General features: G+C 41.0%; 24 protein-coding genes. 7 read left to right on the top strand and 17 right to left on the bottom strand.

The features are described 5' to 3' along the window. Positions 1-19: 19 nt before the first annotated feature. From V7K67_RS14205 to V7K67_RS14190, 4 genes are all read right to left on the bottom strand, one after another. Positions 20-859: an urease accessory protein UreD gene (locus tag V7K67_RS14205; protein ID WP_334729973.1), complete on the bottom strand. Its 840-nt coding sequence runs from the start codon at positions 857-859 to the stop codon at positions 20-22. A gap of 60 nt (positions 860-919) precedes the next feature. Continuing rightward, positions 920-2,206, bottom strand: a complete 1,287-nt coding sequence (locus V7K67_RS14200; RefSeq protein WP_334729972.1) for a photosystem II assembly protein — start codon at positions 2,204-2,206, stop codon at positions 920-922. After that, a complete protein-coding gene (locus tag V7K67_RS14195) occupies positions 2,199-3,137 on the bottom strand; it encodes an SPL family radical SAM protein (RefSeq protein WP_335167037.1) in 939 nt (312 codons plus the stop codon). Before V7K67_RS14195 ends, V7K67_RS14200 begins: the two co-directional genes overlap by 8 nt. 66 nt (positions 3,138-3,203) lie before the next feature. Beyond that, the gene (locus tag V7K67_RS14190; protein WP_335167035.1) at positions 3,204-3,983 is read right to left on the bottom strand and encodes a class I SAM-dependent methyltransferase; all 780 of its coding nucleotides are present in this window, start codon (positions 3,981-3,983) and stop codon (positions 3,204-3,206) included. An 85-nt stretch (positions 3,984-4,068) separates the two neighbouring features. Between V7K67_RS14190 and V7K67_RS14185 the strand changes: the two genes are divergently transcribed. Both V7K67_RS14185 and V7K67_RS14180 read left to right on the top strand, forming a co-directional pair. Further along, positions 4,069-4,257 (top strand): ParA family protein, encoded by a 189-nt coding sequence (locus tag V7K67_RS14185; protein WP_265276492.1) that lies wholly within the window; start codon positions 4,069-4,071, stop codon positions 4,255-4,257. A gap of 82 nt (positions 4,258-4,339) precedes the next feature. Then, positions 4,340-5,695 carry a competence protein CoiA family protein gene (locus V7K67_RS14180; protein WP_335167032.1) on the top strand — a complete coding sequence of 452 codons (1,356 nt, stop codon included), beginning with the start codon at positions 4,340-4,342 and terminating at the stop codon, positions 5,693-5,695. Between the two features lie 154 nt (positions 5,696-5,849). Here the strand turns inward: V7K67_RS14180 and groL are convergent, their stop codons facing one another. Beyond that, the gene (groL, locus tag V7K67_RS14175) at positions 5,850-7,484 is read right to left on the bottom strand and encodes a chaperonin GroEL (RefSeq protein ID WP_334729965.1); all 1,635 of its coding nucleotides are present in this window, start codon (positions 7,482-7,484) and stop codon (positions 5,850-5,852) included. A gap of 128 nt (positions 7,485-7,612) precedes the next feature. Continuing rightward, positions 7,613-7,924: a co-chaperone GroES gene (gene groES / locus V7K67_RS14170; protein WP_012407590.1), complete on the bottom strand. Its 312-nt coding sequence runs from the start codon at positions 7,922-7,924 to the stop codon at positions 7,613-7,615. Between the two features lie 349 nt (positions 7,925-8,273). Here groES and V7K67_RS14165 point away from each other — a divergent pair, with 349 nt between their 5' ends. Then, complete coding sequence (locus V7K67_RS14165) at positions 8,274-8,468, top strand: hypothetical protein (RefSeq protein ID WP_334729964.1); 195 nt, start codon at positions 8,274-8,276, stop codon at positions 8,466-8,468. Between the two features lie 601 nt (positions 8,469-9,069). After that, the gene (locus V7K67_RS14160) at positions 9,070-9,747 is read left to right on the top strand and encodes a response regulator transcription factor (protein WP_012407592.1); all 678 of its coding nucleotides are present in this window, start codon (positions 9,070-9,072) and stop codon (positions 9,745-9,747) included. 84 nt (positions 9,748-9,831) lie between these two features. On the opposite strand, the gene V7K67_RS14155 is transcribed toward V7K67_RS14160, so the two are convergent. The 9 genes from V7K67_RS14155 to V7K67_RS14115 all read right to left on the bottom strand — a co-directional run bounded on the left by V7K67_RS14155 (position 9,832) and on the right by V7K67_RS14115 (position 22,341). Continuing rightward, positions 9,832-10,140, bottom strand: a complete 309-nt coding sequence (locus V7K67_RS14155; protein ID WP_334729962.1) for an NIL domain-containing protein — start codon at positions 10,138-10,140, stop codon at positions 9,832-9,834. Between the two features lie 434 nt (positions 10,141-10,574). After that, positions 10,575-11,942: a hybrid sensor histidine kinase/response regulator gene (locus tag V7K67_RS14150; RefSeq protein WP_334729961.1), complete on the bottom strand. Its 1,368-nt coding sequence runs from the start codon at positions 11,940-11,942 to the stop codon at positions 10,575-10,577. A gap of 479 nt (positions 11,943-12,421) precedes the next feature. Further along, positions 12,422-13,417, bottom strand: a complete 996-nt coding sequence (locus V7K67_RS14145) for a chemotaxis response regulator protein-glutamate methylesterase (RefSeq protein ID WP_335167029.1) — start codon at positions 13,415-13,417, stop codon at positions 12,422-12,424. Between the two features lie 154 nt (positions 13,418-13,571). Then, positions 13,572-15,830, bottom strand: a complete 2,259-nt coding sequence (locus V7K67_RS14140; RefSeq protein WP_335167027.1) for a hybrid sensor histidine kinase/response regulator — start codon at positions 15,828-15,830, stop codon at positions 13,572-13,574. Continuing rightward, positions 15,830-16,546: a chemotaxis protein CheW gene (locus V7K67_RS14135; RefSeq protein WP_334729958.1), complete on the bottom strand. Its 717-nt coding sequence runs from the start codon at positions 16,544-16,546 to the stop codon at positions 15,830-15,832. Before V7K67_RS14135 ends, V7K67_RS14140 begins: the two co-directional genes overlap by 1 nt. Positions 16,547-16,555: 9 nt before the next feature. After that, positions 16,556-18,382, bottom strand: coding sequence for a methyl-accepting chemotaxis protein (locus V7K67_RS14130; protein WP_335167024.1), 1,827 nt, complete (start codon positions 18,380-18,382; stop codon positions 16,556-16,558). A gap of 291 nt (positions 18,383-18,673) precedes the next feature. Then, positions 18,674-20,440, bottom strand: coding sequence for a HAMP domain-containing methyl-accepting chemotaxis protein (locus tag V7K67_RS14125; protein WP_335167022.1), 1,767 nt, complete (start codon positions 20,438-20,440; stop codon positions 18,674-18,676). 122 nt (positions 20,441-20,562) lie between these two features. Continuing rightward, a complete protein-coding gene (locus V7K67_RS14120; RefSeq protein WP_334729956.1) occupies positions 20,563-21,843 on the bottom strand; it encodes a CheR family methyltransferase in 1,281 nt (426 codons plus the stop codon). Between the two features lie 21 nt (positions 21,844-21,864). After that, a complete protein-coding gene (locus V7K67_RS14115) occupies positions 21,865-22,341 on the bottom strand; it encodes a chemotaxis protein CheW (RefSeq protein WP_334729991.1) in 477 nt (158 codons plus the stop codon). Between the two features lie 116 nt (positions 22,342-22,457). On the opposite strand from V7K67_RS14115, the gene V7K67_RS14110 reads away from it, so the two are divergent. Both V7K67_RS14110 and V7K67_RS14105 read left to right on the top strand, forming a co-directional pair. Continuing rightward, entirely contained in the window at positions 22,458-23,084 is a 627-nt protein-coding gene (locus V7K67_RS14110) for a WD40 repeat domain-containing protein (protein WP_335167020.1), read from the top strand. A gap of 233 nt (positions 23,085-23,317) precedes the next feature. Beyond that, on the top strand, positions 23,318-23,746 hold the full coding sequence (locus V7K67_RS14105) for a hypothetical protein (RefSeq protein ID WP_335167018.1): 429 nt from the start codon (positions 23,318-23,320) through the stop codon (positions 23,744-23,746). 135 nt (positions 23,747-23,881) lie between these two features. On the opposite strand, the gene asnS is transcribed toward V7K67_RS14105, so the two are convergent. Next, positions 23,882-25,273, bottom strand: coding sequence for an asparagine--tRNA ligase (gene asnS, locus V7K67_RS14100; RefSeq protein ID WP_334729953.1), 1,392 nt, complete (start codon positions 25,271-25,273; stop codon positions 23,882-23,884). Between the two features lie 102 nt (positions 25,274-25,375). Beyond that, positions 25,376-25,738: a hypothetical protein gene (locus tag V7K67_RS14095; protein ID WP_334729990.1), complete on the bottom strand. Its 363-nt coding sequence runs from the start codon at positions 25,736-25,738 to the stop codon at positions 25,376-25,378. A gap of 233 nt (positions 25,739-25,971) precedes the next feature. On the opposite strand from V7K67_RS14095, the gene V7K67_RS14090 reads away from it, so the two are divergent. After that, positions 25,972-26,250 carry a DUF6439 family protein gene (locus V7K67_RS14090; RefSeq protein ID WP_292730277.1) on the top strand — a complete coding sequence of 93 codons (279 nt, stop codon included), beginning with the start codon at positions 25,972-25,974 and terminating at the stop codon, positions 26,248-26,250. Positions 26,251-26,395 lie beyond the last annotated feature (145 nt).

The raw sequence follows: 26,395 nt of genomic DNA, 5'->3' as shown, positions 1-26,395 counted from the left end.
TTCCTCCTCTGTGGTTCGTTCAAACCTGCCACACTCTTGGTATACAATTACCACGATTCAAGAAAGAAACTCGCAGCAACTGCCAAACATCAGTAAACCAGTTTCTCACCTCAGATGTAGAAGCACCGCGATATCGACACAATAATCCATGTTGCAATCGGCTAACACCCACTTCTCCTTCCCCATCCCACAAACTTCGCGTTTTTTCGACAATTTCTGCCGAAACTGCACCACCAACCCAAACGAGACTACCTACGATTGGTTTTCCAGCCAAGCCGTGGGGACTGTGGAAAATGTCTTCGCTACCCCGTAACCATTGCCGGTCAATCCATAAAGGGACATCTTGTTGCCATATTTCCGTGTGCGATCGCCATTCTCCTTGCAAGAATTTTTCTCCTCTAGCACTGCGACCAAATCGGGTAATTTCCCAGCCTAACCAACTGGCCCCGGTTGCTAATTCTACCCGTAAATCTTGCCGATAAATTGCACCGTTAAATAAAATTGTCTCTTGCGGCAACCACTCTAAACAAGCACCAGCGTCAACCTGCATCTGGATGGTTTGTCTTGCTTGTAAGCCATTGCTGCGGTATATCTTGCTTGCAGCCGCCGTGGTAATTAAAGCTTGGGTTTGGGGTTGGAGTTGGATGTTAGAGGATAAGCGATCGCCTCCCACCATTCCCCCAGCCGTGTGTAAAATGACGCTGTGACAAACTTTTTGCCCTTCTGGATAAAATGGGCGTTGTACCTTCAGAGGCGCTTGTTGGTGATTGTAAATTAATTGGGTTGCACCTTGGCGATCGGCATAGACTAAATTAAGTTTTCCATGCCAACCTTCTGCTATTTGTGAGTTGCAGGTCATTTATAAATTCAAGATTAAATTTCAGATATCTTATATTTTTGGTGCTTTACTTGCAATTTATCATGATTTTTTCGCCAGGATCACATAATCATCTAATATATAGTGTGACTGATACTTCTGACCAAAATACTGTTGGAGTATTGGATTCATATACAGTTGTTTTGGTAATTTTTCTCGAGCAAACTTACCAAAATCAGCACCAGACAAAGGTTTTCTTGAACCTGTTGAGGTTAGATATTTATACCAGACTAACTCTAATCCAAGTTCTGCCAGAAATTTATCCACTACATTTTTTTCCTGTTCTTGGTTTTCAACTTGGTGAACATCGTAAATTTTGAATAACTTCTTATCTTGCACAACTAGCAGGATATAACCTGAATTTTTTAAGCTAGTGGCAAATATTTGTTTGTAAGTATTATTAGCTTCAACCCTCTTCGTTGTATCTATAAAGAAGCAGTGGGAAATTACGATAAAGTCGAAAAAATCTTTGGGTAGATTATTCGATTGAGTTTTCCAATTAAAAATATCAGTAGTAACAAAGCGGAAGAAAGCATTTACAGGGGTTAGACGCGATTCTATGTATCGTCGCCAAAACTGAAGTCCACGAAACTGGAAAGCATCTTGTTTTTCTAAAGAGTAGTAGGATATGTGCATTTGCGGGATATGAAAAAAACCGCTACTACTTTGGAGAAATAAAGCTAAACCATAAGCAACTGTTCCTGGTCCTGCTGCAATATCAAGGATATTAACCTTACTTGGTAGTAAATTATCCTGGTAAATGAGAAACCAAGCTAAATATATGCAATATACATTTTCTAAAAAATACTTCATAAAGTAGACATGAGCAGTTAGACTAAAACGATAGTCTGGGTCTTGTCCAATTTTTAAGTTATTAATATCCTCAAGAGCATCTTCTAGCTTAATAAATAATTGTTTTTCAGGAATCTTGCTAAATTCTTCTTTGAGATATTCAACTAGTTTTGATTCAAAATCATCAAATATACGTTCATCAATACCAGTAGATTGCAGTTTATATTCATCGTGCTGTATTAAATTAAAAGCTTTATAGATATATTTAACAAATTCTTTATCTGGGATTAATATGAGATCATCTTTTTTTGGGGATACTTCTGTTAATTGTTTACTTAAAGTTTCTGTTTGTCGTTTGTATTCTTGAGAATAACGTTCAAATTGAAGTTTATCCCTAAATAGTTTTTCTAACCATGAGAATCTTGCACCTGATTTTTGAATCTCTTGCAATAATTGCGTTGCACGTCGGATATCCCCGCGTTTTAAAGATAATTTTAACTGCTGACTTCGCCACCAATTTATGATAGGATTATTCATAACCAAATCCATCTTTACCTTCCATAATTTCTACACCTGGAAAGCGATAAACTAACTTTTCCTTAAATTTCATATAGCTTAATTGCTCATCCTCGTACCACCAAGCGTATTTTTGCTTAATTTCTTCAGCTTCTTGGCGAGTTGATGCGATGAGAGAACGACTCTGACTTGCATGAAAAGCTTGAATTACAACCCTATCAGCGATAGCTAGTTTGTCAATAAAAGCAGCTTCATCTGTTGGTAAAGTAGGAAGTAGAGGGGTAATAGTGATAGAAATTTTAGGAACAAAACCTTTGAAGTAATCAATACTTTGTTGAACTTTAGTGATAGCATTTAGTCTGGCTTTAATACTGGGCGATCGCGGTTCAAAATCTTTTCTCACTAATTCACTCCCAGTAGGAATGCTCATATTAATTCGCAATCGCTTAAATCGTTGTAAATAATCAATATCTCTAGTAATAATTGGGCTACGAGTTTGAATCACCAAAGTTGGAGTTGGATAACCGTCAATCCCCATATCTAGCATTACCTCCAATAACCGACGAGTCAGTTGATGTTTAGACTCAAGTGGTTGATAAGCATCAGTAACGCTACTCATGTATATACTAGGAGGAGTCTGGGGATTTTTTTCATACCACTTTTTTAATTCTTTCGCTAAAATTTCAGCAGAATTTTCCTTAAAAATTACCCATTTACCCCAATCTTGCCGCATTTGAGCATTAGGGCTAAATGCAGCAGCATAGCAATAACTACAACCGTATTGACATCCCCTGTAAGGATTTAGAGTAAAATCATAATTACCAATAAAACCAGTAGCTTTTGTTAAGAGTGATTTAGCATTTTGTGCATAAACATTGACATCTCCAAACTTTTCTCTGACTAATTTGGTAGGAGTGCATTCGCAATAACCTTCATATTTTGGTTGTGCCATCTGAATCCTGATATTTATTGAGAGTGAGTTAACACACCCTACTTCTTATGATTCCCATTTTTATTTTTAAATTACTTCACCAAGATGTACGTTAGTCCGATAGACCATATAGACAAAACCACTTTCATCACGAAAGCGCTGATATAATTCTTGAAAACTATCAATAAGCTGTTCGTATGCCGAGCCTTCATGTGGCAAATAAGAAACACTCATTGCTCGTCCAATAAGTCCAGTTAAATCTAACTGTTGCCTATAAGTAAAATTATATTCCTGGATGTTAATAAAATGGGGAGTTACTAACAGTGGCTCTACCGACTGCATTCGAGATTCTGCTGGGTGATTATTAGATGCTTGGCGGACTATTCGGCTATATTCTGTAGTTAATGCATCTTCTTTATCTCGATTATTCCACACCACAGCCAAGCGTGCTGATGGTTTTAAAATGCGGTGAAATTCCAATAAAGTTGGTTCGGGATTGAACCAGTGAAAAGCTTGAAAACAAGTAACTAAATCAACTGAATTATCAGGTAGTTGGGTAAATTCTGCTGTTCCATCACGAAACTCTATCAAAGGATGTGATTCAGCAGCTTCTCGCATCACCGCGTTTGGTTCTATGGCTATGACATTAACTCCCCGTTCAGCTAACAATCTTGAAGAAATCCCTGTACCTGCACCAATATCTGCTGCTACGATTTTTGAACTTTCACCTAATCCTTCCAAGATAATATCAATCGCATCTGCGGGGTAGCTTGGTCGATATTTTACATAATCCTCTGCTCTGTCAGAAAATCGGTTGAGTGGGTTTAAGGTATATAAGGGGGTTGTTTCAGGATTAATTTGGCTCATGGGTTTTTATGTAAAAGTAAAAATGAACCTGTTAGTTGGGCATATTTTCAGGGAAACATAGAGCTATAGCCTATGAAATGCGTCAATCTACCAGAAATGTGGAGTTGGCAAAACTACCATCGTTATGGCATTAGCGGAACATTTAGCCGGCGATACCATGTACAAAAAGCGTGTACTTGCTATTGACCTTGCTCCTCAAAGTAATTTGACTAGTACAGGTCGGCGTAAATACACATACCATTTTTTAGCCTTGCAATCAATCAAATTTTCGTAACTTTTAATGGTCTGCTTATTTCTGTCGTAATCTTGTTTTAGTTAGAGCAATACTTTTTAATTTAAAAAAATATATACATTGTATGTATTACGCTAAATTTATACTTGACGGCGGCTATATTATTTGTGCTGATGATGCAGATTACTCAGATTATCTAGAAAAAGGGATGAGATGTCTTGTCTGTGGTCGTGATGTGCATTTAAAGAAAGGAGAATTTAAAAAGCCTCATTTCGCTCATCACAAATTTTTTGATGAAAGTGATTTAGAGTGTCCATTAAGAGTTATGGGATTCAGTCAAATTTGGAGTAGTTTAACTGCTCAAGGCAGAGGTCAAAGACGAAAGATATTCGACAGACACTTATTAAATATAACAAGTATTAACTATACTGATTTTGAAGCTTCCACGAAAAGGATTAAAAAGAAAACTCACTCTCTTAAATTAGAACTTATTACTCAACAGATATGTCAGCTTTTCTATACAATTAAAACTGATTTAATACGTGAATGTCGCTCTTTTCCTGTAGATAGTGATGATAATAAGCTAGCATTGCAAAAGCTAATTGCTTGCGAAATTATCGATTATCTCTCCATACCATATAGCAATCATTTACTGAAGGAATTAATTCATTATAGTATTTATAAGTGTTGTGATTTACTGTCTCAAGATTTAACAACTGCCGTATCTCTAGTTAAACCTGTTGATGTTTGTCAAAAACTAAAACAAATTATTCTAGAAAATGATTGGGTGTCTTATATCGCAGAAAAGTTAGATAAAAAGAAAAATTATGTAAACCAAAAAACCTCTACAGCAGATATAGAAACATCTTTAGCTATAAGATATCCCTTACTAAGTGAGAATGAACTTAAGGGAGCTATTAGTCCATTTATTAGTAATGAAGATGAATTTCCCTTATTCTCTGTTGGTCGCTTTCAGAATGTTAAACTTTACCTAAATGATTTATATATATATTTAATAATTCCCACCGATACATCCAATACTATACCATCTATTCTAGCTATAATAAAAAATTTCTCTATTGACCGGAATAGCCAAAAAATTATAATTTTTTGGAAATTTGTTGAATACAACTGTATTGAACCTCGACAAATCATGGAATTCCAGAAATTCCAGAACAGTATAGTGTTGGATAAATTACAAATAACAATTGAAGAATTTTTAAAAAGTAAATTTATGAATAATATATCTATCAAGTTTGTTCGTACTTATTTTGATATTCCATATTGGGGGAATAATTTTGGGAAAGACATTGACAATAATTCTAGTTTTATTATGAAAGAAGAAGGAACGGCAAAAAAATTAAATTTATTCCCACAAAATAGCTTGATCCATTGTCCATGTTGTACAACGAAATTGAATATAGAAAATTCTATCAGACATTTTAGAACAATTCATGCACAACCAAATAAATATTATTAATCTAGTTGTGTTTTTTAACGCCCACCTATTTACTGTTCAGCTAAATATTTACAAGCGTTGTCGTAACTCACCGTCTTCCTCTTCTACTGACACAAAAAAATAGCCGCCTCCACAAGGAAAGCAGCTATTTTTACAAACAAGGGACTACAAAGTATTAGTAATCGAAGTCACCGCCGCCAGCACCAGCGCCAGCAGGAGCGCCATCCTTAGGTTCAGGCTTGTCAACTATAATACATTCGGTTGTCAACACCATGCCAGCGATGGAAGCAGCGTTTTGCAGAGCAGAACGAGTCACTTTCGCGGGGTCAACAATACCAGCCTCTAACAAATCGACGAATTCGTTTGTCGCAGCGTTGTAGCCAACGTTGAATTCTTTCTCTTTCACGCGTTCAGCGATCACAGCACCATTCTGACCGGCGTTTTCAGCAATCCGCTTCAGAGGTGCAGGTAAGGCGCGAACGACAATCAACGCACCAATCAACTCTTCATCTTTAAGATTGCTCTTTGCCCAAACTTCCAATTCAGGAGCCAGGTGAGCCAGAGTTGTACCACCACCAGGAACGATACCTTCTTCCACAGCAGCTTTGGTGGCGTTGATAGCGTCTTCTAGGCGCAACTTCTTATCTTTCATTTCGGTTTCGGTCGCTGCACCCACTTTCACTACAGCAACACCACCAGAGAGTTTAGCAAGACGCTCTTGTAATTTCTCTTTGTCGTAAGAAGATTCGGTTTCATCGATTTGACGGCGAATCTGTTCAACACGAGCCTTAACCGCAGCTTCGTTACCTTCGGCAACAATTGTGGTGCTGTCCTTGGTAATGGTGACGCGGCGAGCTTTACCCAGGCTATCCAGCTTGGTATTATCCAGCTTCAAACCAGCATCTTCGGTAATTAGTTGACCACCAGTTAAAACAGCAATGTCTTCTAGTAGTGCTTTGCGGCGATCGCCAAAGCCAGGAGCCTTAACAGCAGCCACGTTGAGTACACCGCGTAAACGGTTTACTACCAAGGTTGCTAAAGCTTCTTTTTCAATATCTTCGGCGATAATCACCAAAGGACGACCAGCACGAGCTACTTGCTCTAACACTGGTACAAGGTCTTGTACCAAAGCGATTTTCTTATCGGTCAGCAGGAGGAAAGGTTCATCAAAAACCGCTTCCATCCGTTCAGCGTCGGTAGCGAAATAAGGAGAGATGTAGCCTTTGTCAAAGCGCATCCCTTCAGTGATTTCCAACTCGGTGAACATAGATTTCCCTTCTTCTAGGGAAATTACGCCTTCCTTACCCACCTTGTCCATTGCTTGGGCAATCATCTGACCAACTTCTTCGTCATTACCAGCCGAGATCGCACCAACTTGGGCAATGGCTTTGGAATCTTCCACTGGACGGGCGTGTTCTTTGATTTTCTCTACGAGGAAGGCAGTAGCTTTGTCAATGCCGCGCTTCAGTGAAATTGCATTAGCACCTGCTGCAACGTTCCGCAAGCCTTCTTTGACGATCGCATGAGCTAAAACGGTGGCAGTGGTGGTACCATCGCCCGCAGCATCATTGGTCTTAGAAGCAGCTTGACGAATCAGAGCTACGCCAGTGTTTTCAATATGATCTTCTAATTCGATTTCTTTGGCGATCGTTACACCGTCATTAACAATTTGCGGTGCGCCAAATTTCTTTTCTAGAACTACGTTACGACCTTTGGGGCCAAGGGTAACAGCTACAGCCTCAGCCAGGATGTCAATGCCTCGTTCTAAGGCGCGACGGGCGTTTTCGTTGTAGATAATGCGCTTTGCCATAGGTGTCTAAATCCAGGGATTAGGTCAATTTTTTCTTGAATTGGGCAATGGGCAATGGGCATGGGGCATGGGGCATTGTCTTTATTTTTGACATTACCTGTTCCCTGTTCCCTATTCCCTATTCCCCACTAGATAACAACTGCTAAAATATCTTTTTCAGAAAGCAGTACATATTCTTCGGTGCCGAGCTTGATATCAGTGCCAGCGTACTTGGAGTACAACACCTTATCGCCGACTTTAATTTCCAATTCCTGACGGCTACCGTCTTCGTTACGCTTGCCAGGGCCAAGGGCAACTACTTCCCCTACCTGGGGCTTTTCCTTGGCGGTATCGGGCAAATACAGACCACCTGCGGTCTTTTCCTCTGAGGCGTTCACTTTTACGAAAACGCGATCGCTTAGAGGTTTAACTGTAGAAACGCTTAGAGATAAAGCTGCCATAATTATTTTCTCCAGAGTTTAGCACTCTCAACTCCTGAGTGCTAATCTACCTAAAAGTGGCGTCCAATGACAAGAATCCCTTGAGTACGGGTTCCCGAACTATAGGGTCATAGATGTACTTAAGTATAAATGCTTAATTATTTCTACCTTTCAGGTTTTGTTCTGTAAGCTACGAAGAGAGTAGAAAGAAGAGGAAGCAGGGGAGCAGGGAGCAGAGCAGAGGAAGAAAATATTACCTCATTATTTCCCTCATCCCCCAATCCCCATTACCCCTTATCCCCAGAGGGGGCCCCACCTTCCCTAATCCCCAATCCCCAATTTTCAAAGCTTGGAAAAGGGATTCTGCTCGATGAGTAACAACACAGTGATCCAGTCCAACCATCAAATCCCCAAAATCACTAAGTCTCTAGAACATAAGACCCTGAGTAATTGTGTAGAAAGTTTAGAAATTGCAAAAATCAGCAACACATTTTTATTTGTGCTGACCAGACAATTGTTAATTACTACTCAAAACGAGCTACTCTGGAATCCTGGGAATGCTTAAAAAGCGACTTAAAGAGTTCAAACTCAATGAGCCGCATACTAGAGTTATGCAATTTGCGTCTTTAGAAGAAAAGCCAACTGCTTGCGTGTTTCTTGTTCTAGACTCATAATGGTGGTTTACCCTGATGGTGTCGCCAAGCAAACCCGGAAGTTACCCTGCGGATGATCCAAGAACACTGAATAGGCAATAAGGTGGTAAAAGAATATGCGTTTTTAACCCATCCTTTGCCAAAAACTTCCCTAGTTTCTTGTGAACTCCTCATAGAGGCTTAACAACCGAAGGATATGTTATGGCAGTAAGCTTAAAGAAAGTGCGGGTTGGTTTTGAGGTAGGGTCATCTTTAAGCCAATACTTAACTTGTGAGTCCGAAGGATTATTATTTTATCAGTGTTTTTTACCCCGCCCCTTTCAATGCGATATATAATAGCGCATTATAGATACTACTGCTATACGTATCCTTGCTGGACTTTTGCTATCGAGCTACCAGTCTATTGAAAATGCTCGGCATTTTTGAGACTTCGAGACAGCAAAGGCAAGTTAAGTAGGAAAAAGGACAACATCTCGAATAACCCACCATAGAGGATAAATATTCAAGACTTTGATGGACCGAAGCGCGACAAGTGCCACTGCTATGAAAGAGCCCAGCATGAAAGATCACAAACGACTTCTATTGATTGATGATGACCCTAACCTCATCTTGCTGGTGAAGGATTACTTAGAATTCCGGGGATACGAAGTCATCACCGCCGAAAATGGACGTGAAGCTCTGGAAATTTTAGAGCAAGATGTTCCAGACATGATCATCTGCGATGTGATGATGCCGGAAATGGACGGATATACTTTTGTGGAACAAGTCCGGCAAAACGAACGCACCAGCTGGATTCCGGTTCTTTTCCTTTCAGCTAAGGGACAAAGTGCAGACCGAGTTAAGGGTCTGAATAAAGGTGCTGATGTTTATATGGTCAAACCCTTTGAACCAGAAGAACTCGTAGCGCAAGTTGAATCCTCGCTGAAACAAACTATCCGTTGGAAAGAACACCAAGCAAAAGGAGGCGAAAACGGTTCCCGTATCCAGGTTCCCTTCGATGTCCAGTTAACCCCAACTGAACTGAAAGTAGTTCAGTTTGTTGCTAGGGGTTTAGCTAATCGTGAAATTGCTGAAGAACTAAATGTTAGTCAGCGCACGGTTGAAAGCCATGTGTCCAATATGTTGGGCAAAACCAATCTCCACAACCGCACTGAATTAGCGCGGTGGGCGATTGAAAATCAAATGGCTTAAACAAAGTTAAGAGTTAAAAGTTAGGAGTTATGAATTATGAATTTTTTAACTCCTAACTCCTAACTCCTAACTCCTAACTAAGATTTACCAACCATCTTCTTCAGGGCTGGATTGGTGCAAAACTTCTAAATCCAGTTCATCCAGGTAAGTTAGGGCGCTTTCAATTTGGGAAACAGTACCTCGCAGTTCCAGATCGAAGCAGCTATATTGTGGCACGTTTGCGCTTACCTGAGCATCAGTAATAATGACTGTGATGCCATAGTGAGAAACCAGTCGTGAAATGACTGGTTCCTCATTCAAGTCTTTAGGAATCCAAACCTGGATACGAGTTTGGGTGCGTCTATTATCTAAAATATCAGTATTAGATTTTACTTGTTTATTTGGAATTGCCATTGTAGCTTCCTATTCGACTTCTTGGATAAGGGTTTAGCTTTGCATGATTTCTTTTAACACTAGCGTCACTCATCCCATGCACGCAAGCGGTAGCAAATGATTCATAATTCATCATGAAGGTTAGATGATATTAATTATGGATTTCTATAAACAAGTGCGATCGCATCTAATGCAATACGGTTCGGTTAAGGTTTTTTGATGAATATTATAGAGCGCAAAGATGCGATAAATTATTGTAGAGACGGCGATTCATCGCGTCTCTTGTCTTAACCAAATAGTATTAGTATCTAATGGATTATGTATTTATTAAAACAGAATTCAGCATTCTTCTTTAGAAACTTATAAGTTAAATTTTGTTAGAAGATAAATCAACGTCCTGAAAGATAATTCTCCAGTGAAGTCTTAGTTTAAGTATCGCTTTTATGATTAACAGCTCATGCTATTGGAATTTCGATCGCAAATTCAGTTCCATAGCCAAATTCAGACTTTAGCTGGATATTTCCCTGATGTTTCTCAATAATTTGATGGCTAATTGCTAAACCTAATCCCGTTCCTTTGTTGATAGGTTTAGTTGTAAAAAAAGGATCAAATATCTTGCTTTGAATCTCCGCATCTATTCCATCACCGTTATCTCTGAATGTAATTATCACTGTTTCTAATTCAGTTACTTCAGTTTTAATCACAATTTGCTTTTGGATCTGATTATCTAGGTCTAGTAAAGCATCAATGCCATTACTCAGAATATTCATGAATACTTGGTTTAGTTGCGCTGGATAACATTGAACTGGTGGGATATCTCCATATTTTTTAATAATTTCAATTTTTGGGTGTAGCCGATGATTTAAAAGTAATAAAGTACTCTCAATACCTTCATGAATATTAACAGCTTTTTTATCTGACTGATCCAGTCGAGAGAAGTTTCTTAGGGACAACACGATGTCACGAATCCGATCAGTTCCTATCCTCATGGATGAAAGAATTCTTGGCAAATCATCAATGATAAAATCAAGATTCAAGTCACCAAATTTTTCTTCAAATAAAGAATATAAATCTGGATGTTCTTGTTGATATAGTTCAATTAAATTTACAAGACAGTTTACATGGTTATTAAGATGATTAAAATTGCCATGAATAAAATTAACAGGATTATTAATTTCGTGGGCTAAACCTGCAACCATCCGACCCAAGCTAGACATTTTCTCAGTCTGGATCAATTGAACTTGGGTAGTTTGCAATTCCTGTAAGGTATTTTTTAACTGTTGTGCTTGAAGTTGGGCAGTAGCAGTTGCAGTAGTGAGTGCTTTAAGATTATTGTATGCTTTGGAATGATAACGAATGCGGGCAATTAACTCAACGGCATCGGGTAACTTAATTAGGTAATCATTTGCACCCTCAGTAAAGGCATCGGCTTTGAGCTTTGCTTCTTCTTTGCTGGATAGCATGACGATCGGAATATCACGAGTTACTGGATGAGAGCGAAACCAACGCAGTAACATTAATCCATCGATATCTGGCATGATCATATCCAAAAAGATCACCGTTGGTTCTATGGCGATCGCATCTTGAATAGCTTTAGCTGGATTACTTGTGTAGTGAAGGGAAATATCTGTTTCTGTCGCAACGATCCGACGGAAGGCTTCGCTGATAATTACCTGATCGTCAATTAGCAAAAGTCTGACTGTGGATATTTTGGTATCCAGAATAAGTGGAACAGCTTGGGGAGTTTGTGGTTGACTACACTTTGGTGATAATCTTGCTGTCTTTGGAGATATTTGTAAGAGTGCTGTTTCTTGCAGATTCATTTAGCACCTTTAAATGATGTTTACTTTGAAAAATCACAAACTACTAATAATGGAAATTTATTAATTTGTAATGTCGTAATTGTATATCAGTAATCAAGTAGTGGCGGTAATTATAAATACTTTTTAGGGATGCTCTAATAAGTTACTATAATTTACAGTAACTTATTACACTAATGCGATCCAGGGTAATACTAATGAAGTTGAATAGTATAACTCAGGAAGAAGTATTAAGTATTTTCTATGAAATAGAGCAAGCCTAATCAAAACCGAGACTTGGGCATGGGATATTGGGAAATAGATAATTCTCTGCCTTTTGTTGAACATTTAAAACTCTCCACGTCCGCTTCCGTATCTTTATGTCAGCCTGAAGTAGGTCGGCGTAAATAATTATCGTTGGGATAAGGCAGGGAGCAGGGGGAAAAAGGTTTGAGCCTTGTTTACTTTTCTTTACACAGTTTGGTTTTATTGTGCCGACTTACTTAACCTGACAATTTTGAATTGGGTAAAATCTTGATACAGATTGGTGCGATCGCTTCAACTGGCAAAACCTGCACCGCCGCTTTTAATTCCACCGCTACTTTTGGCATACCATAGACAACGCAAGTTTTGCGGTCTTGGGCAATAGTGTGCCAACCTGCTTCGCGCAATCGTTTTAAGCCTTGAGCGCCATCTCGACCCATACCCGTCAGCAACACCCCAACCCCCTTTCCAGTCCAATTTTTAGCTACACTCCTGAAGAAAACATCCACAGATGGACGGTAGGAAAAATCTAGTGGTTCTTTGTCATAACCAAGGGTGAGGTCGGGACGCATTACCAAATGAAGATTTGTGTCGGCAATCAAAACTTTACCGAGCTGTGGTGTATTGCCTGTGATCGCTAATTGCACAGGTAGAGGAATTTGCTCATTCAACCAGGCGGCAAAACCTTGGATAAATTGAGCATCGACATGCTGAACAACAATTACAGCCGCCGGAAAATCTTGGGGAAATTGGGAGAGAATAGTTGTCAATGCTTGGGGGCCACCAGTGGAAGCCCCGATAACAATTAGCGGTGGAAGTGATTCTGGGCGATGGATAGGAAGCGATCGCTGTTCTGAAGATTTACCAATTAAGCGAGCGATCGCGGCAATTTTATTTAGTAGCCCATCATCACCGAAAACTGGCGTATTGATGGCATCCAAGGCTCCATAGCCCATTGCTTCAAAAACCTTGGCTGTATAGCGATTAACGCTAGCTGTCACCATCACAATGGCGCAGGGAGATTGGCTCATGATGCGCCGTGTAGCTTCTACTCCATCCATGCTAGGCATCAGCACATCCATCAAAATCAGGTCGGGAGTATCAGCCGCACATTTGCTCACAGCTTCCGCACCATCGTAAGCAACCCACGCCAACTTGTAGCCTGGTACTTTTTCCACAACCCGCCGCAGTACCTCTACAGCCATGAACATATCGTTAGCGATCGCAATTCTCACAGGCTATACCATTTTGGATTTTGGATTTTGGATTGTCAAAGGTTTATTTCTAAATTCAAAGTTGACACAATAAATAGTTCGGTTAAGGCAAGAGACGCGATAAATCGCCGTCTCTACAAAAGATTTAATCCAAAATCTAAAATCTAAAATTGGTTTATGCCTCTCCAATTAAATCAATCACCGCCTTTAACAGAGTGTCATCATGAAAGCTACTCTTAGTTAAGTAGTAGTCTGCACCTGCTTCTAAACCTTGCAGTCGGTCTTCTTCCCGATCTTTGTAGGATACGATAATCACAGGTGTTTGCTTCAACTTGGCATGAGTTTTTATTTGGCTGGTGAGTTCAAAGCCGTTCATTCGAGGCATATCAATGTCTGTCACCACCAAGTCATAATCGCCGCTGCGGATTGCATTCCAACCATCAATGCCATTAACTGCAACTTCAGCTTTGTAACCGTTGTTTTCCAAGAGTTTGCGTTCCATTTCGCGCACAGTGATCGAATCATCCACCACTAACACTCGCTTGTAAGTTTTGGTAACTGCTTGATGAGTAGACTGATTTACCTGAGAAAGTTGTCCACTAGAAAACACCTTAGCAATGGAACGTACCAAATCTTCGACATCGACAATTAACACTGGCGAACCATCATCCATCAGGGCACTGGCGCTAATGTTGGGGACTTTACCAAGACGGGGATCTAAGGGTCGGACAACCAAACTGCACTCACCGAGAAACCGATCTACAACTAATCCGTAACGATTAAGGCGATCGCTAATTACAATTACTGATAACGATTCCATATTCACCGCAGGCGAGGCTAACTCTAAAACTTGACTTGCCAAAATCAACTCCACAGGTTGATTATTCATCACTAAAAATGGGCGATTTTCCGATACAGCAATCTTAGACTTGGATAATATCAACACCTGTTCAATGCGTGTCAACCCAAAGGCATAGGGTTCACCAGCAATTTCCACTAACAGGGTGCGAATCACAGATAGCGTTAGCGGTAACTGCAAGCAAAAGGTCATACCCCTTCCCAACACAGAAACCGCCCGTAGCGTCCCGCCAACTTCCCGCACTGCGCTATGGGCTATATCCAAACCCACACCGCGCCCCGAAATTTCGGTGACAGTCTGGGTTGTGGAAAAACCAGGCAAAAATAGAAACTCCATCAACTCAACTTCGGTAAGTTGAGTAGCCATTTCCGGGTTTGTCAGTTGTTTGTTGATGACTACTTGGCGCAAAAACTCGATATCGATTCCCCGTCCATCATCTGCAACAGTGATAAACAGCATTCCGGCGCGATGGGTAACTTCAATACGAATAATTCCTTCTTCTCGCTTTCCGGCTGCTAGGCGTTCCTGGGGCGTTTCAATGCCATGATCGATCGCATTCCGCAAGATATGAGTCAATGGGGCTTCTAGGCGTTCTAGAATATCTCGATCTACCAAAGTAGACTTGCCGACGATTTCCAATTTCACCCGTTTACCCAATTGTCTAGCTAAGTCACGTACCATTCGCGGAAATCCCTGTCCCCCATCAGCAAAAGAACACATCCGGGTAGCAATGACTTCCTGATATAGGCGCTGGGCAAGATTAGCAGAACGCTGAGAAAATTTTTCTAGTTCGTTTTGGCGATCGCTCATCATCTGGTAACATTCATTAGCTTTTTGATGAGTTGCACTCAAGGTTTCCTTAATTTGCCGATCCAGATGATAGTTGCTCAATAACTCCTGTAACTTTTCCAGTAGGTTGGACAATTCCCCCTGGTTGCTTTTCAGTTTGAGCAAAGAGTTAGCAAATGGTTCTAATAAATTCGCCTCAACTAAAGACTCTCCTGCTAAACCCATTAAGCGATTGAGATTTTCAGTACTCATTCGCACCGCCCGATTTTGGGTGATGCCTAGTTCTTCTAGTGGGGATGGGGAAACAAGGATTGTCTGTTGGTTGTCTTCTAACTGCGCTGTTGTTACTAGGGGATGAATTTCTGTAGAGGTTGCCTCTGGAGTTAGGATATTAGCGATCGCACTCACCAATGATTGAATGCCGATATCTTCTAACATCTGTAAATTTGGGTTGGCTGTAACCCTTTCAGCTATACACAGGAGCATATCTACCCCTTGCAGCAACACATCAATGCGATCAGTAGTTAAGGTAACTTTTCCCTCTTGAGCCGCCACAAAGCAGTCTTCCATGACATGGGCAAGGTTGACAGCCGGATCGATTTGGACAATTCGGGCAGCGCCTTTGATGCAATGGGCTGCCCGCATTAAGGCTGCCAGTTCTTGTTGCGGATCGGGTTTCGTCTCTAGTGCCAACAGGCAATCATTTAACACTACAACTTGAGCTTTTACTTCCATGTTGAATAAATCAAGCAAGGAAAGATTGCTGACATCAAATTCTTCTAACATCACAGCACCTTCCTAGCTAAGGTGGTGAATAATAATTCCTCATCCAAATAGCTGACACTGTGCGATCGCTCCTGTGAAACGCCAGGTTGCCAGTGAAATAACCCTTTAGTATAGGTTTGAGTCAGACTCTTGGGCGGATCTTGTAATTCATCCTGGTGGAATTGGTGTACTCCATAAAGTTCATCTACAGCAAACACCCAAGTTTTATCTGCCTTTTCCAGCACCACCAGGCGCGAATACACTACTGGACTCAGCGTTTGTACTGCTGTATCAGCAACTTCCAGATTCAGCAGATGACTCAAAGAGATACACAATCGCAATTCGCCTCGGATACTTACCAAGCCCCGTAAGATTTGGTTGCTGCGATGCGGTAGGGTATGAACCACACTCGGAGGGGAAATTTCCTTGAAGATTTGGGCAGAAAGTGCCAGCCATTCCCGTTGCAGACGAAAAATCACAACCGTAATTTGAGTTGTGCGTAAAGCATGGGATATCTGGGAATTTTCATCGGCTCTAGATTTAGCCAGTAACTCAGTCCACTGATGGCGATAATCTTCAGGTATGGAGCGCTCTAGCAAATAGCGTCCAGCAGTAGAGTAAACGGGGCAATTGCGGCAATGGGTATAGGTGGCTAATTGGGGACAGGAGCGATCGCCCTCAATGCCGATAAAATTCCAACAACGTTCAATATTTAATGGCGTAGCGATCGGGTTCATAAGGGCTGCTCAAGAGAATTGGTGAATCAGGGGCAAAGCGTCTTCTGTTTTCACCTGAAAGCGGGCAATCTCTTGACGCAATCCCTGCGTCACTTGGTTAAGTTGGGTTATGGCATGATTAATTTCCCGCAAGGAATCCGCACTTTGCACCGAGGTACTGCTCAACTGCACCATCGCCTCACTAATTTGTTGCGCTCCCACAGATTGGGTTTCCATACCCTGGTTGACAAACTCAAATCGTGGATTCAAGTCTTGCACTTGCTGGATTATTTGCCCAACCTGCGTACTAATGCTGGCAACATCTTCTATATTCCGCCCAACTTCTGCGGCAAACTTGTCCATCTCCATCACACCTGTAGAGACTGACGATTGCATCTGCTTCACCATCTGCTCAATGTCGAGGGTAGCAACGGCGGTTTGATCTGCTAATCGGCGAATTTCTCTCGCAACTACAGCAAAGCCCAAGCCATACTCGCCAGCTTTTTCGGCTTCGATCGCCGCATTTAAAGATAGCAGATTGGTTTGGTCTGCCACCTTGGTAATTGTGACAACAATAGTATTAATGCTATTTGCCTTTTCGCTAATTACTCCCAGTCGGGCAGCGATCGCATTAGTGGCTTCTGCTAACTGCCGCATAGTGGTTTCCATCCGCACTATGTCTTTTTGGCTATCGTTGGCTGCTGTCGTCGTGATTTGGGAAATAGTCGCAACTTGTTCCATTGCAATTACTAATTCCCTAGAGGTGGCAGAAATTTCTTTGGTAGCGGCAGTTACCTCATTCGTAGAAGCTATCTGCTCGGTGAGCGTCGCTTCTAATTGTTTACCCGAAGCTGCTATTTGAGTAGCTGAGGTAGTTACTTGAATACCTGAATGCTGTACTTGACGAATCAAAGTGTTGAGACTCTGAGTCATGGTTTGGAAAGCAGTTAAGAGTCTATTCATTTCATCTTTGCTGTTGGGGTCAACCTTGACCTGAGTTGTTAAGTTCCCCGTGGAAATTTGCTCTGCAAGCCCAACCACACCCATAATCTGACTAATAATCTGCGATGCAACTTCCCTTGCGATTACAATCCCCAAAATAATTGCAGTTGTGGGGCCAATGAAAATTCCTAGACAAATCCAGAAAATGCTGCGAGCTACATTATGTTCGACTTCTTTTTGTACATCTGATATGTAATTTTCATTAAGTTTTAAAATTTTGTCTGCTTGCTGCTCAGTTATTTTAAATAACGGTTCCTCCTTATTTGCGCCATCAGAATCCATGTGATTACGTAATTCAATTGCCGCTTGAACAATGGCAAAATCCGCTGATTTTTCTTTTCCTTGACGCATTAATTCAATTTGTTTTTTCCAAGGATTGCGAACACCAAGTTGATTGAACTGTTGCTCAATATCTAACAATTTCTCATGGGCTTGCTTCCAGAGGCCCAGTTGTTTTTTAAGAAAGTCATACTGTTTTCTTTCTTCTTCGGTGAATGGCGTTGCTTCGTACTCTTTAATACCTTCGTTCATCTGTTTCCAAGCGTCCTGGATTTGAGTTATTGCACCCTGTCTTTCACTAACAGTGACTTCAGGATCAAATAGTAATCGTTCTGCCGATTGGATTTGTGTCTGACCTTCGTTCATCTTCCATATTCCGGACAGGGTGGGGATGTTATTCGTCGCTAGTTCGTTAATTGACTGATTTAACTGGTTGGTGGTGAACCATCCCAGCAAGGCCATTATGAGTACAATCAGTCCCATGAATAAAAATGAACTGATCAACCGTGTTTGCAAGGTCATGTTCTTGAACATTGAATATCCTACTGTTCCTCTGCTGCTATAAAACGCGTTCATCTCTTAAAATTCCCAAATCACAAACGAGATGAACAGTCTGTATTTTAATTTTTGAACAAATTATTAAGTAGGTAGCTTAGTTTAGAGACTAGTACATCACGGCGGAAATAGACCTACCATCCTAAATGGGTAAAAAGCTTGCGGTATAAGTATTCTTTCTTTTTACTTTTTACTTTTTACTTTTTACTTGTGATGTGAAAGTGTTGAGTGCTGAGTAAGAAGTTTGAGTATCTGAGGTGGATGAATCCAGTTCTTCTGAGGTTGATGAATCCACTCAATTTTTGATTAGATTTATTGCTGACGAGTTAAACCGGAATATTCTGCTTCCACCTGGAAGCGAGAAATTTCTTGACGCAATCCTTGGGAAACTTGGTTAAGTTGGGTTATGGCATGATTAATTTCCCGCAAGGAATCCGTAGTTTGCACCGAGGTGCTGCTCAACTGCACCATCGCCTCACTAATTTGTTGCGCTCCCACAGATTGGGTTTCCATACCCTGGTTGACAAACTCAAATCGTGGATTCAAGTCTTGCACTTGCTGGATTATTTGCCCAACCTGCGTACTAATGCTGGCAACATCTTCTATATTCCGCCCAACTTCTGCGGCAAACTTGTCCATCTCCATCACACCTGTAGAGACTGACGATTGCATCTGCTTCACCATCTGCTCAATGTCGAGGGTAGCAACGGCGGTTTGATCTGCTAATCGGCGAATTTCTCTCGCAACTACAGCAAAGCCCAAGCCATACTCGCCAGCTTTTTCGGCTTCGATCGCCGCATTTAAAGATAGCAGATTGGTTTGGTCTGCCACCTTGGTAATTGTGACAACAATAGTATTAATGCTATTTGCCTTTTCGCTAATTACTCCCAGTCGGGCAGCGATCGCATTAGTGGCTTCTGCTAACTGCCGCATAGTGGTTTCCATCCGCACTATGTCTTTTTGGCTATCGTTGGCTGCTGTCGTCGTGATTTGGGAAATAGTCGCAACTTGTTCCATTGCAATTACTAATTCCCTAGAGGTGGCAGAAATTTCTTTGGTAGCGGCAGTTACCTCATTCGTAGAAGCTATCTGCTGGGTAAGCGTCGCTTCTAATTGTTTACCCGAAGCCGCTATTTGAGTCGCTGAGGTAGTTACTTGAATACCTGAATGCTGTACTTGACGAATCAGAGTGTTAAGACTTTGGGTCATGGTTTGGAAAGCACTTAACAGTCTATTCATTTCATCTTTGCTGTTGGGGTCAGCCTTGACCTGAGTTGTTAAGTTACCCTGAGAAATTTGCTCTGCAACCCTAACGACACCAAAAACCTGAAGTGTAATTTGTCGAGCGATTACAAACCCAAGAATAATCGCAGTTATCGGGCCAATGGCAATTCCTATAGAAATCCATAAAATGCTGCGAGCCACATTCTGTTCGACTTCTTTTTGTGTATCTGATATGTAACCTTCATTAAGTTTTAAAAGTTTTTCTTCTTGATCGTCAGTTATTTTAAATAACGGCTCTTCTCTATTTACTCCCTCAGAATCCATGCGATTACGTAGTTGAATCGCTGTTTGAACAGTGGCAAAATATGAAATTTTTTCTTTTCCTTGATGCATTAACTCAATTTGTTTTTTCCAAGGATTGTGAATACCAATTTGATTGTACTGCTGCTCAATATCCAACAATTTTTCATGGTCTTGTTTCCAGGTATCCAGTTGTTCTTTAAGTAAGCCATATTCTTTTTTCTCTTGTTCGCTTAATGGCGTTGCTTCGTACTGTTTAATGCCTTCGTTAATCTGTTTCCAAGCGTCCTGGATTTGAGTTATTGCACTCTGTCTTTCACTAACAGTGATTTCAGGATTAAATAGTAACCGTTCTGCCGATTGGATTTGTGTCTGACCTTCCTTAATCTTCCATATCCCCGACACACTGGGGATGTTATCCGTCGCTAGTATGTTAATATACTGATTTAACTCGTTGGTGGTGAACCATCCCAGCAAGGCCATCGTGAGTACAATCAGTCCCATGAATAAAAATGAACCGATCAACCGTGTTTGCAAGGTCATGTTCTTAAACATTGGGTATCCTACTGTTCCTCTGCTGCTGTAAAACGCATTCATCTTTTAAAATTCCCAAATTACAAACAAGATGAACAGTCTGTATTTTAATTTTGAAACAAATTATCTCCTGCTCGATCTCCTCAGAAATGCTTATCCTTCGTTAATCGGTGAATTCGTTGCCAGAGAAGATTTGCACTATCCGCGTTTCCTTGATGTTCTTTGAGTAATGCCAGATGAGTCAGCGCTTCTTGGTGAGTAGGTTGTAAATAAATTGCTTTTTGAAAAGATTGTGCCGCCCGCTCATTTTGTGCCATCGCTTGCTGCACCTGACCTAATAAAAGATATGCTTCAGTACTCGCCTGATTTTGGTTGAGATAGTCGTTGCAAAGTTTAACCGCCTCATCCAATCGACCTTGATCGGCTAAAGCTCTAGCTGTTTCTAACAAATTTACCTTCAGGTCTTTTGGCAATATGAGGTTCTGGGGAGCAACATTTAACCTCTCTTGGGCAACAAACTGGGAATGGTTTTTTTTGGATAGCTGTCGCTTGTTGACAACATCTATATTTTTGCCTGTGAAGCCTTGTCTCTGAATATTGGGATGATGATTTTTGCGAACATTTTCGCCCGTTGTAGACTTTCGATGAGCAACTACTGAATCTTGACGAACTGAGATCAATTGAGTTTTAAACAATAACCAAGCTTCAGCATGTCCAACAAATAGTAAGCCTTCTTCCCTTACCAACCTTTCTAGAACTTGAATGGCGCGCTCTTTTGTTGTCACATCGAAATAAATCAATAGGTTACGGCAAAAGACTACATCATAAAGTGGCGTGTCAGCTAGAAAAGCCGGATCTGCCAAGTTGCCATTAATAAAATTCACCATACATCTCACCTGTTCACACAGGTGAGATCCTGCCTCAGTTGACTGAAAATAGCGCTCTTGAAAGGATCGGCTATTACCGCGAAACGAGTATTGATGGTAGATTGCTCGTTGGGCTTTTAGTAGGCACTTTTTGCTAATATCAACAGCATCAATGTGAATGTTTGCAGGGTTTAATCCTGCTTCCAAAAGAGCGATCGCAATGGAATATGGTTCTTCACCCGTTGCACATGGTACACTTAAAACCCGCAGTACGCCCTGGGGATTTTTTGGTAACCACTCAGATAATACGTAATGCTTCAGAAATGCAAAAGACTCTGATTCTCGGAAAAACCAAGTCTCTGGAACAATTACAGTATCAATCAGTGCTTCCCATTCCTGGGTAGATACCTGTAACTTCTCCAGATAGTGAGCAATATCCGTGATGCCGCAATCTGCCATGCGTTGATAAATTGCACTTGCGATCGCATCAGCACCAATAGAATTTGCATCTAAACCAATCTTGCTTTTTAGTAAAGCCTCAATCACAGATTGTGCCATTTATAAAGTCTTCAGACCAATCTAAAATCCAGTATTGTGATAACTTTCTGCCAAGAGATTGACTTGCTGTGCTTCTGACAACAAGTACTCAATGCGAAGACACTGAATCATCCCTTGATCATCTACAATCATTTTGCCCAAATATAGCGCTGTATCTATCTGGATATTGGAATCAGCAAATTTAGACTCAGACTGGTGTAATGTTTCTACAACTTGTTCTGTCATCAAACCCAAAATATAGGGAGCCTGAAGTTCTGTATTATTACTCCCCCAATAATTGACTAGTATAATCCTAGTACTCAAGTACTCACTGGAGGGTTTACCACGCATCAACTGACATAAATCGATTACTGGTACAATGCGTCCCCGATAGTTAAAAACACCAGTGATATACTCAGGCTGGTGGGGCAAAGTTTTTAGCATAACAAGTGGTATTACTTCTACAACCTGTCGGCTTTCTATGGCATATCGCTCATTCCCAATGTTGAGAAGTAACATTAACACTAATTTACATCTCCATTGCTAGCTTTGATGTTCCTTGTAGGCCATGCAAGATGCCTATCCTACGATGATGAGAAATTTATTGCAGGCATATTCTAAAAACTATATGCTACTTGGTCAGAGTTTTAGGGAACTTAGTTGCCACTGGCTATACTCAGGGTAAAGCAGGAGAGTTAGAGATTTGGGATTATGAAACCTATACTCGTCGCTTCCATCATCAATTTCAGGATTGGGCTTTAGTACCTTTTAGGAATTTGCCTTTGGGTAACGCCATATCACCCCTTCTCTTCACTCCTGATGGAAAATTGTTGGTTGCATACTTCAAGCAGAGATTGCAAAATAGGCTACAACTCTGGAATAGCGAAACAGGAGAACTTATTCAAACATTGGATAATCTACCTGCTATGACAGTGAATGGACTTGCAAACCGCTTTGATGGGCAAATTTTGGCTTGCGGAATCCGGGAAAAGAAGGTGTGTGTGTGGGAATTGATCAGCGATCGCATTCTCTATACATCTTCGGGTGTTGCTCCTTGCGTTATGAGTTCAGATGGTAGAGTTTTAATCTACTGTACAGACAACTACGAAATAGTTGTTTGGGATTTGGCAATGAACAGAAAATTATGTACATTGCAGGGGCATACAGCGCCAATTGGTTATGTTGCCATGAGTAGTGATCGTAACTTCATTGCTAGTTATAGCATTGATAGAACAATTAAAATTTGGGGAGTACCAGAGTAGACATCTGGTGAAAATGAATGTAGAGACGTAGCACTGCTACGTCTCTACAAGGACTCTGGATAACGCATATTTAATTTCTGGAGATGTCTAGTCCCTTAAATACCTGTAGCGACCTGTAAATAACGTCCGAAGGGAGAACACATTATTTACAAATAACAAACAGTTTTAGATTAAATAACACTTACCATCAGTTTGAGGTAATACGTCTGTGGGAACAACCAACAGAAAGGTTTTTGAGTATTCCAGGTCTATTACCCTTTGCCGTGCTAAGTCAGACAAACGATCCTACAATGGTATTAACCCAAGTAGCCAAAGCGGTTGAAGCGATTAGCGTAGGCGTAGCCCGCCGCAGGCATCGCCAGCTACAAAGAAATATAGCTGCTGCCAGTGGCATTTTAGCAGGACTGGTGTTAAAGAAAGATGTAATTAGCAAGATTTTAAGGAGTGAGATTATGCGCGAATCAGTCATTTATCAACAAATCCTAGAAGAAGGCGAAGCCAAAGGTAAAGCAGAAGGTAAAGCAGAAGGTAAAGCAGAAACAACAAGAAAATTGGCTTTAAATTTGTTGCGAATTGGCATGAGTTTAGAACAAATTGCTCAAGTTACTGAATTATCCCTTGAGCAAATTCAAGTTTTACAACAGGAGATTCAAAATCCTTAATTTTAATTAATCGCTTTAGAAAATACGTGCCTGTACAAGCAAAACCCGCGAATGCGGATTTTGGAGTTTTTATGAGTCAGCGCAGACGGATTTGGTTTTTGTAGACGCGATTTTTAATCCTCTTATTGAATCAAACTAAAACTCAGCACTTTGCGGTGTACGCGGAAACGGAATCACATCACGAATATTTCCCATACCCGTTATAAATTGCACGAGTCGTTCAAAACCCAGTCCAAAACCCGCATGGGGAACAGTACCGTAACGACGCAAATCAAGATACCACCACAAATCTTCTGGCTTTAATCCTTGCGCTAATACACGGCGTTCTAATACTTCTAAGCGTTCTTCGCGCTGGGAACCGCCGACAATTTCGCCTATTTTGGGTGCGAGAATATCCATTGCCCGAACAGTTTTTTCATCGTCGTTCAAACGCATATAAAATGCTTTGATTTGTGCTGGATAATCTGTAACAATTACTGGCTTTTTAAACTGTTGTTCTGCTAGGTAGCGTTCGTGTTCTGATTGTAAATCTAAACCCCAACTTACAGGATATTCAAATTTAACATCAGCTTTTTCTAAAAGTTTGATGGCTTCTGTATAAGTTAAGCGTTCAAATTGATTATTAATAATATTTTCGGCTGTCGCCAACACAGAATTATCAATGCGTTCATTGAAAAATTCCATATCTTCTGGGCAAGTTTCCAACACATATTTAAAAATGTGCTTCAGAAACGCCTCAGCTAAATCCATATCGCCTTCTAAGTCACAAAAAGCCATTTCTGGCTCAACCATCCAAAATTCTGCTAGATGGCGCGAGGTGTTGGAATTTTCGGCACGGAAGGTAGGGCCAAAGGTGTAGACGTTACTAAACGCCATCGCCATCACTTCCGCTTCTAACTGGCCGCTAACTGTTAAATATGTGGGTTTGGCAAAAAAGTCTTGGCTGTAATCTACTGCTTGGTTTTCTGTGCGGGGAATATTCTTTAAATCTAAACTGGTAACGCTAAACAGTTCACCTGCGCCTTCGCAATCACTAGCGGTGATGATGGGTGTGTGTACCCACAAAAAGCCTCTTTCTTGGAAGAATTGGTGAATTGCTGCTGAACAAGCATTTCTAACGCGGAAAACTGCACCAAAGGAATTGGTACGCGATCGCAAATGTCCAATGGTTCGCAGAAACTCAAAGGAATGGCGTTTCTTTTGCAGAGGATATGTATCGGGATCAGCTTCACCGTAAACTTTTACTGTCTCGGCTTTCAACTCAATTCGCTGTCCTTTACCCAGAGAAGCCACTAGTACTCCTGTCGCTTCCACAGCAGCACCCGTATTCAATTTTTTTAATACAACTTCGTAATCTGGCAAATCCTGATTGATGACGACTTGCAAATTAGCTAGTGATGAGCCGTCATTGACTTCAATAAAAGCAAACCCTTTAGACTCGCGCTTCGTCCGCACCCAGCCTTGCACTTGGAGGGATTCATCAGGTTGGCCACTTCGCAATATTTCTGCAATCCGTCGATTTGCCATATCTTACAACTTATATTTCGTCAACTTAGTAAGTAAAAATATTAAAGAATCTTAACCATTTAACCCAATCCAAAATCTAAAATCCAAAATCCAAAATTGGATTTATCCAGCATAAGACTTTAATATCCAGCCTATGATAACGCCCATTCCACCAAAGCGGACGACTTGCCAGAAAGGTTTTTTGAGGCTATGCCAAGAAAATAACTGGCTTTCTAAGTTTAGTTCTAGCATTTCCAACTGCCGTTGAATTTGCCGTAACTCTGCTTTGATTTCTGGTGTCTGAGATTTATTGTGCTTTAGTTGATCCCGACGCTGTTGCCATTGTGCCTGTTGTTGGCGATCGCGTTGTACTTGATCGTAACGTTCTTTTAAGGATAAGAGCGATCGCTCAACTTCCTCTAACTCTTGTTCAAAATCTGGTTCTGGAGTTTCCCCTGACGGTTGTGATTGTTTAGACGGCTTCATGTACAAGTAGTAAAGTAAGATTAAATGTGAACCAATAGTCATTAGTCATTGGTGAGCCAGTGCGGTCTTCTCCCAAAGGGAGAGGCTAGCGCCAAGGGGGTTTCCCCCATGAGCAACTGGCGTTCGCCCTTGGCGTGCCGGAGGCATCACCCGAAGGGTCATTAGTCATTTTCGGTTATTCACCAGGGACAAAGGACAAATGACAAAGGACAAAGGACAAAGGACTTAAAATTATGTCTCAATCTACTCAGCTGCCGAAAACCAGTCAACTGAATGAACTTAGTACTCTGGAACTAGCTCAAGCCCTCATGGAAAGGCTGACTATTTCCCCTAACGATTGGCATCGCCTCAAGTCTAACCGCAATTCCCGCGCCAATGAACAAGTGGCAGCAGCGATTGTGTATCTTTTAAAAAATCAGCCAGAAGAAGCTCAAGCTAGATTACAACAAGCAGTTGGTTGGTTAGATCGCTCTATTTCTGCGCCTCCCTGTCCAACTCACGGAAAAAGTTAGGAGTTAGGAGTGATGAGTTAAAAGTTTTAAATTCCTAACTCCTAACTCCTAACTCCAAACTCCAAACTCCAAACTCCAAACTCCAAACTCCAAACTCCAAACTCCAAACTCCAAACTCCAAACTCCAAACTCCAAACTCCAAACT

This window comes from Nostoc sp. (genome assembly GCF_036917155.1).
Taxonomy (GTDB): domain Bacteria; phylum Cyanobacteriota; class Cyanobacteriia; order Cyanobacteriales; family Nostocaceae; genus Nostoc.
Note: the sequence above shows the minus strand (reverse complement) of the source record. Positions and strands in the feature narration are given on the sequence as shown.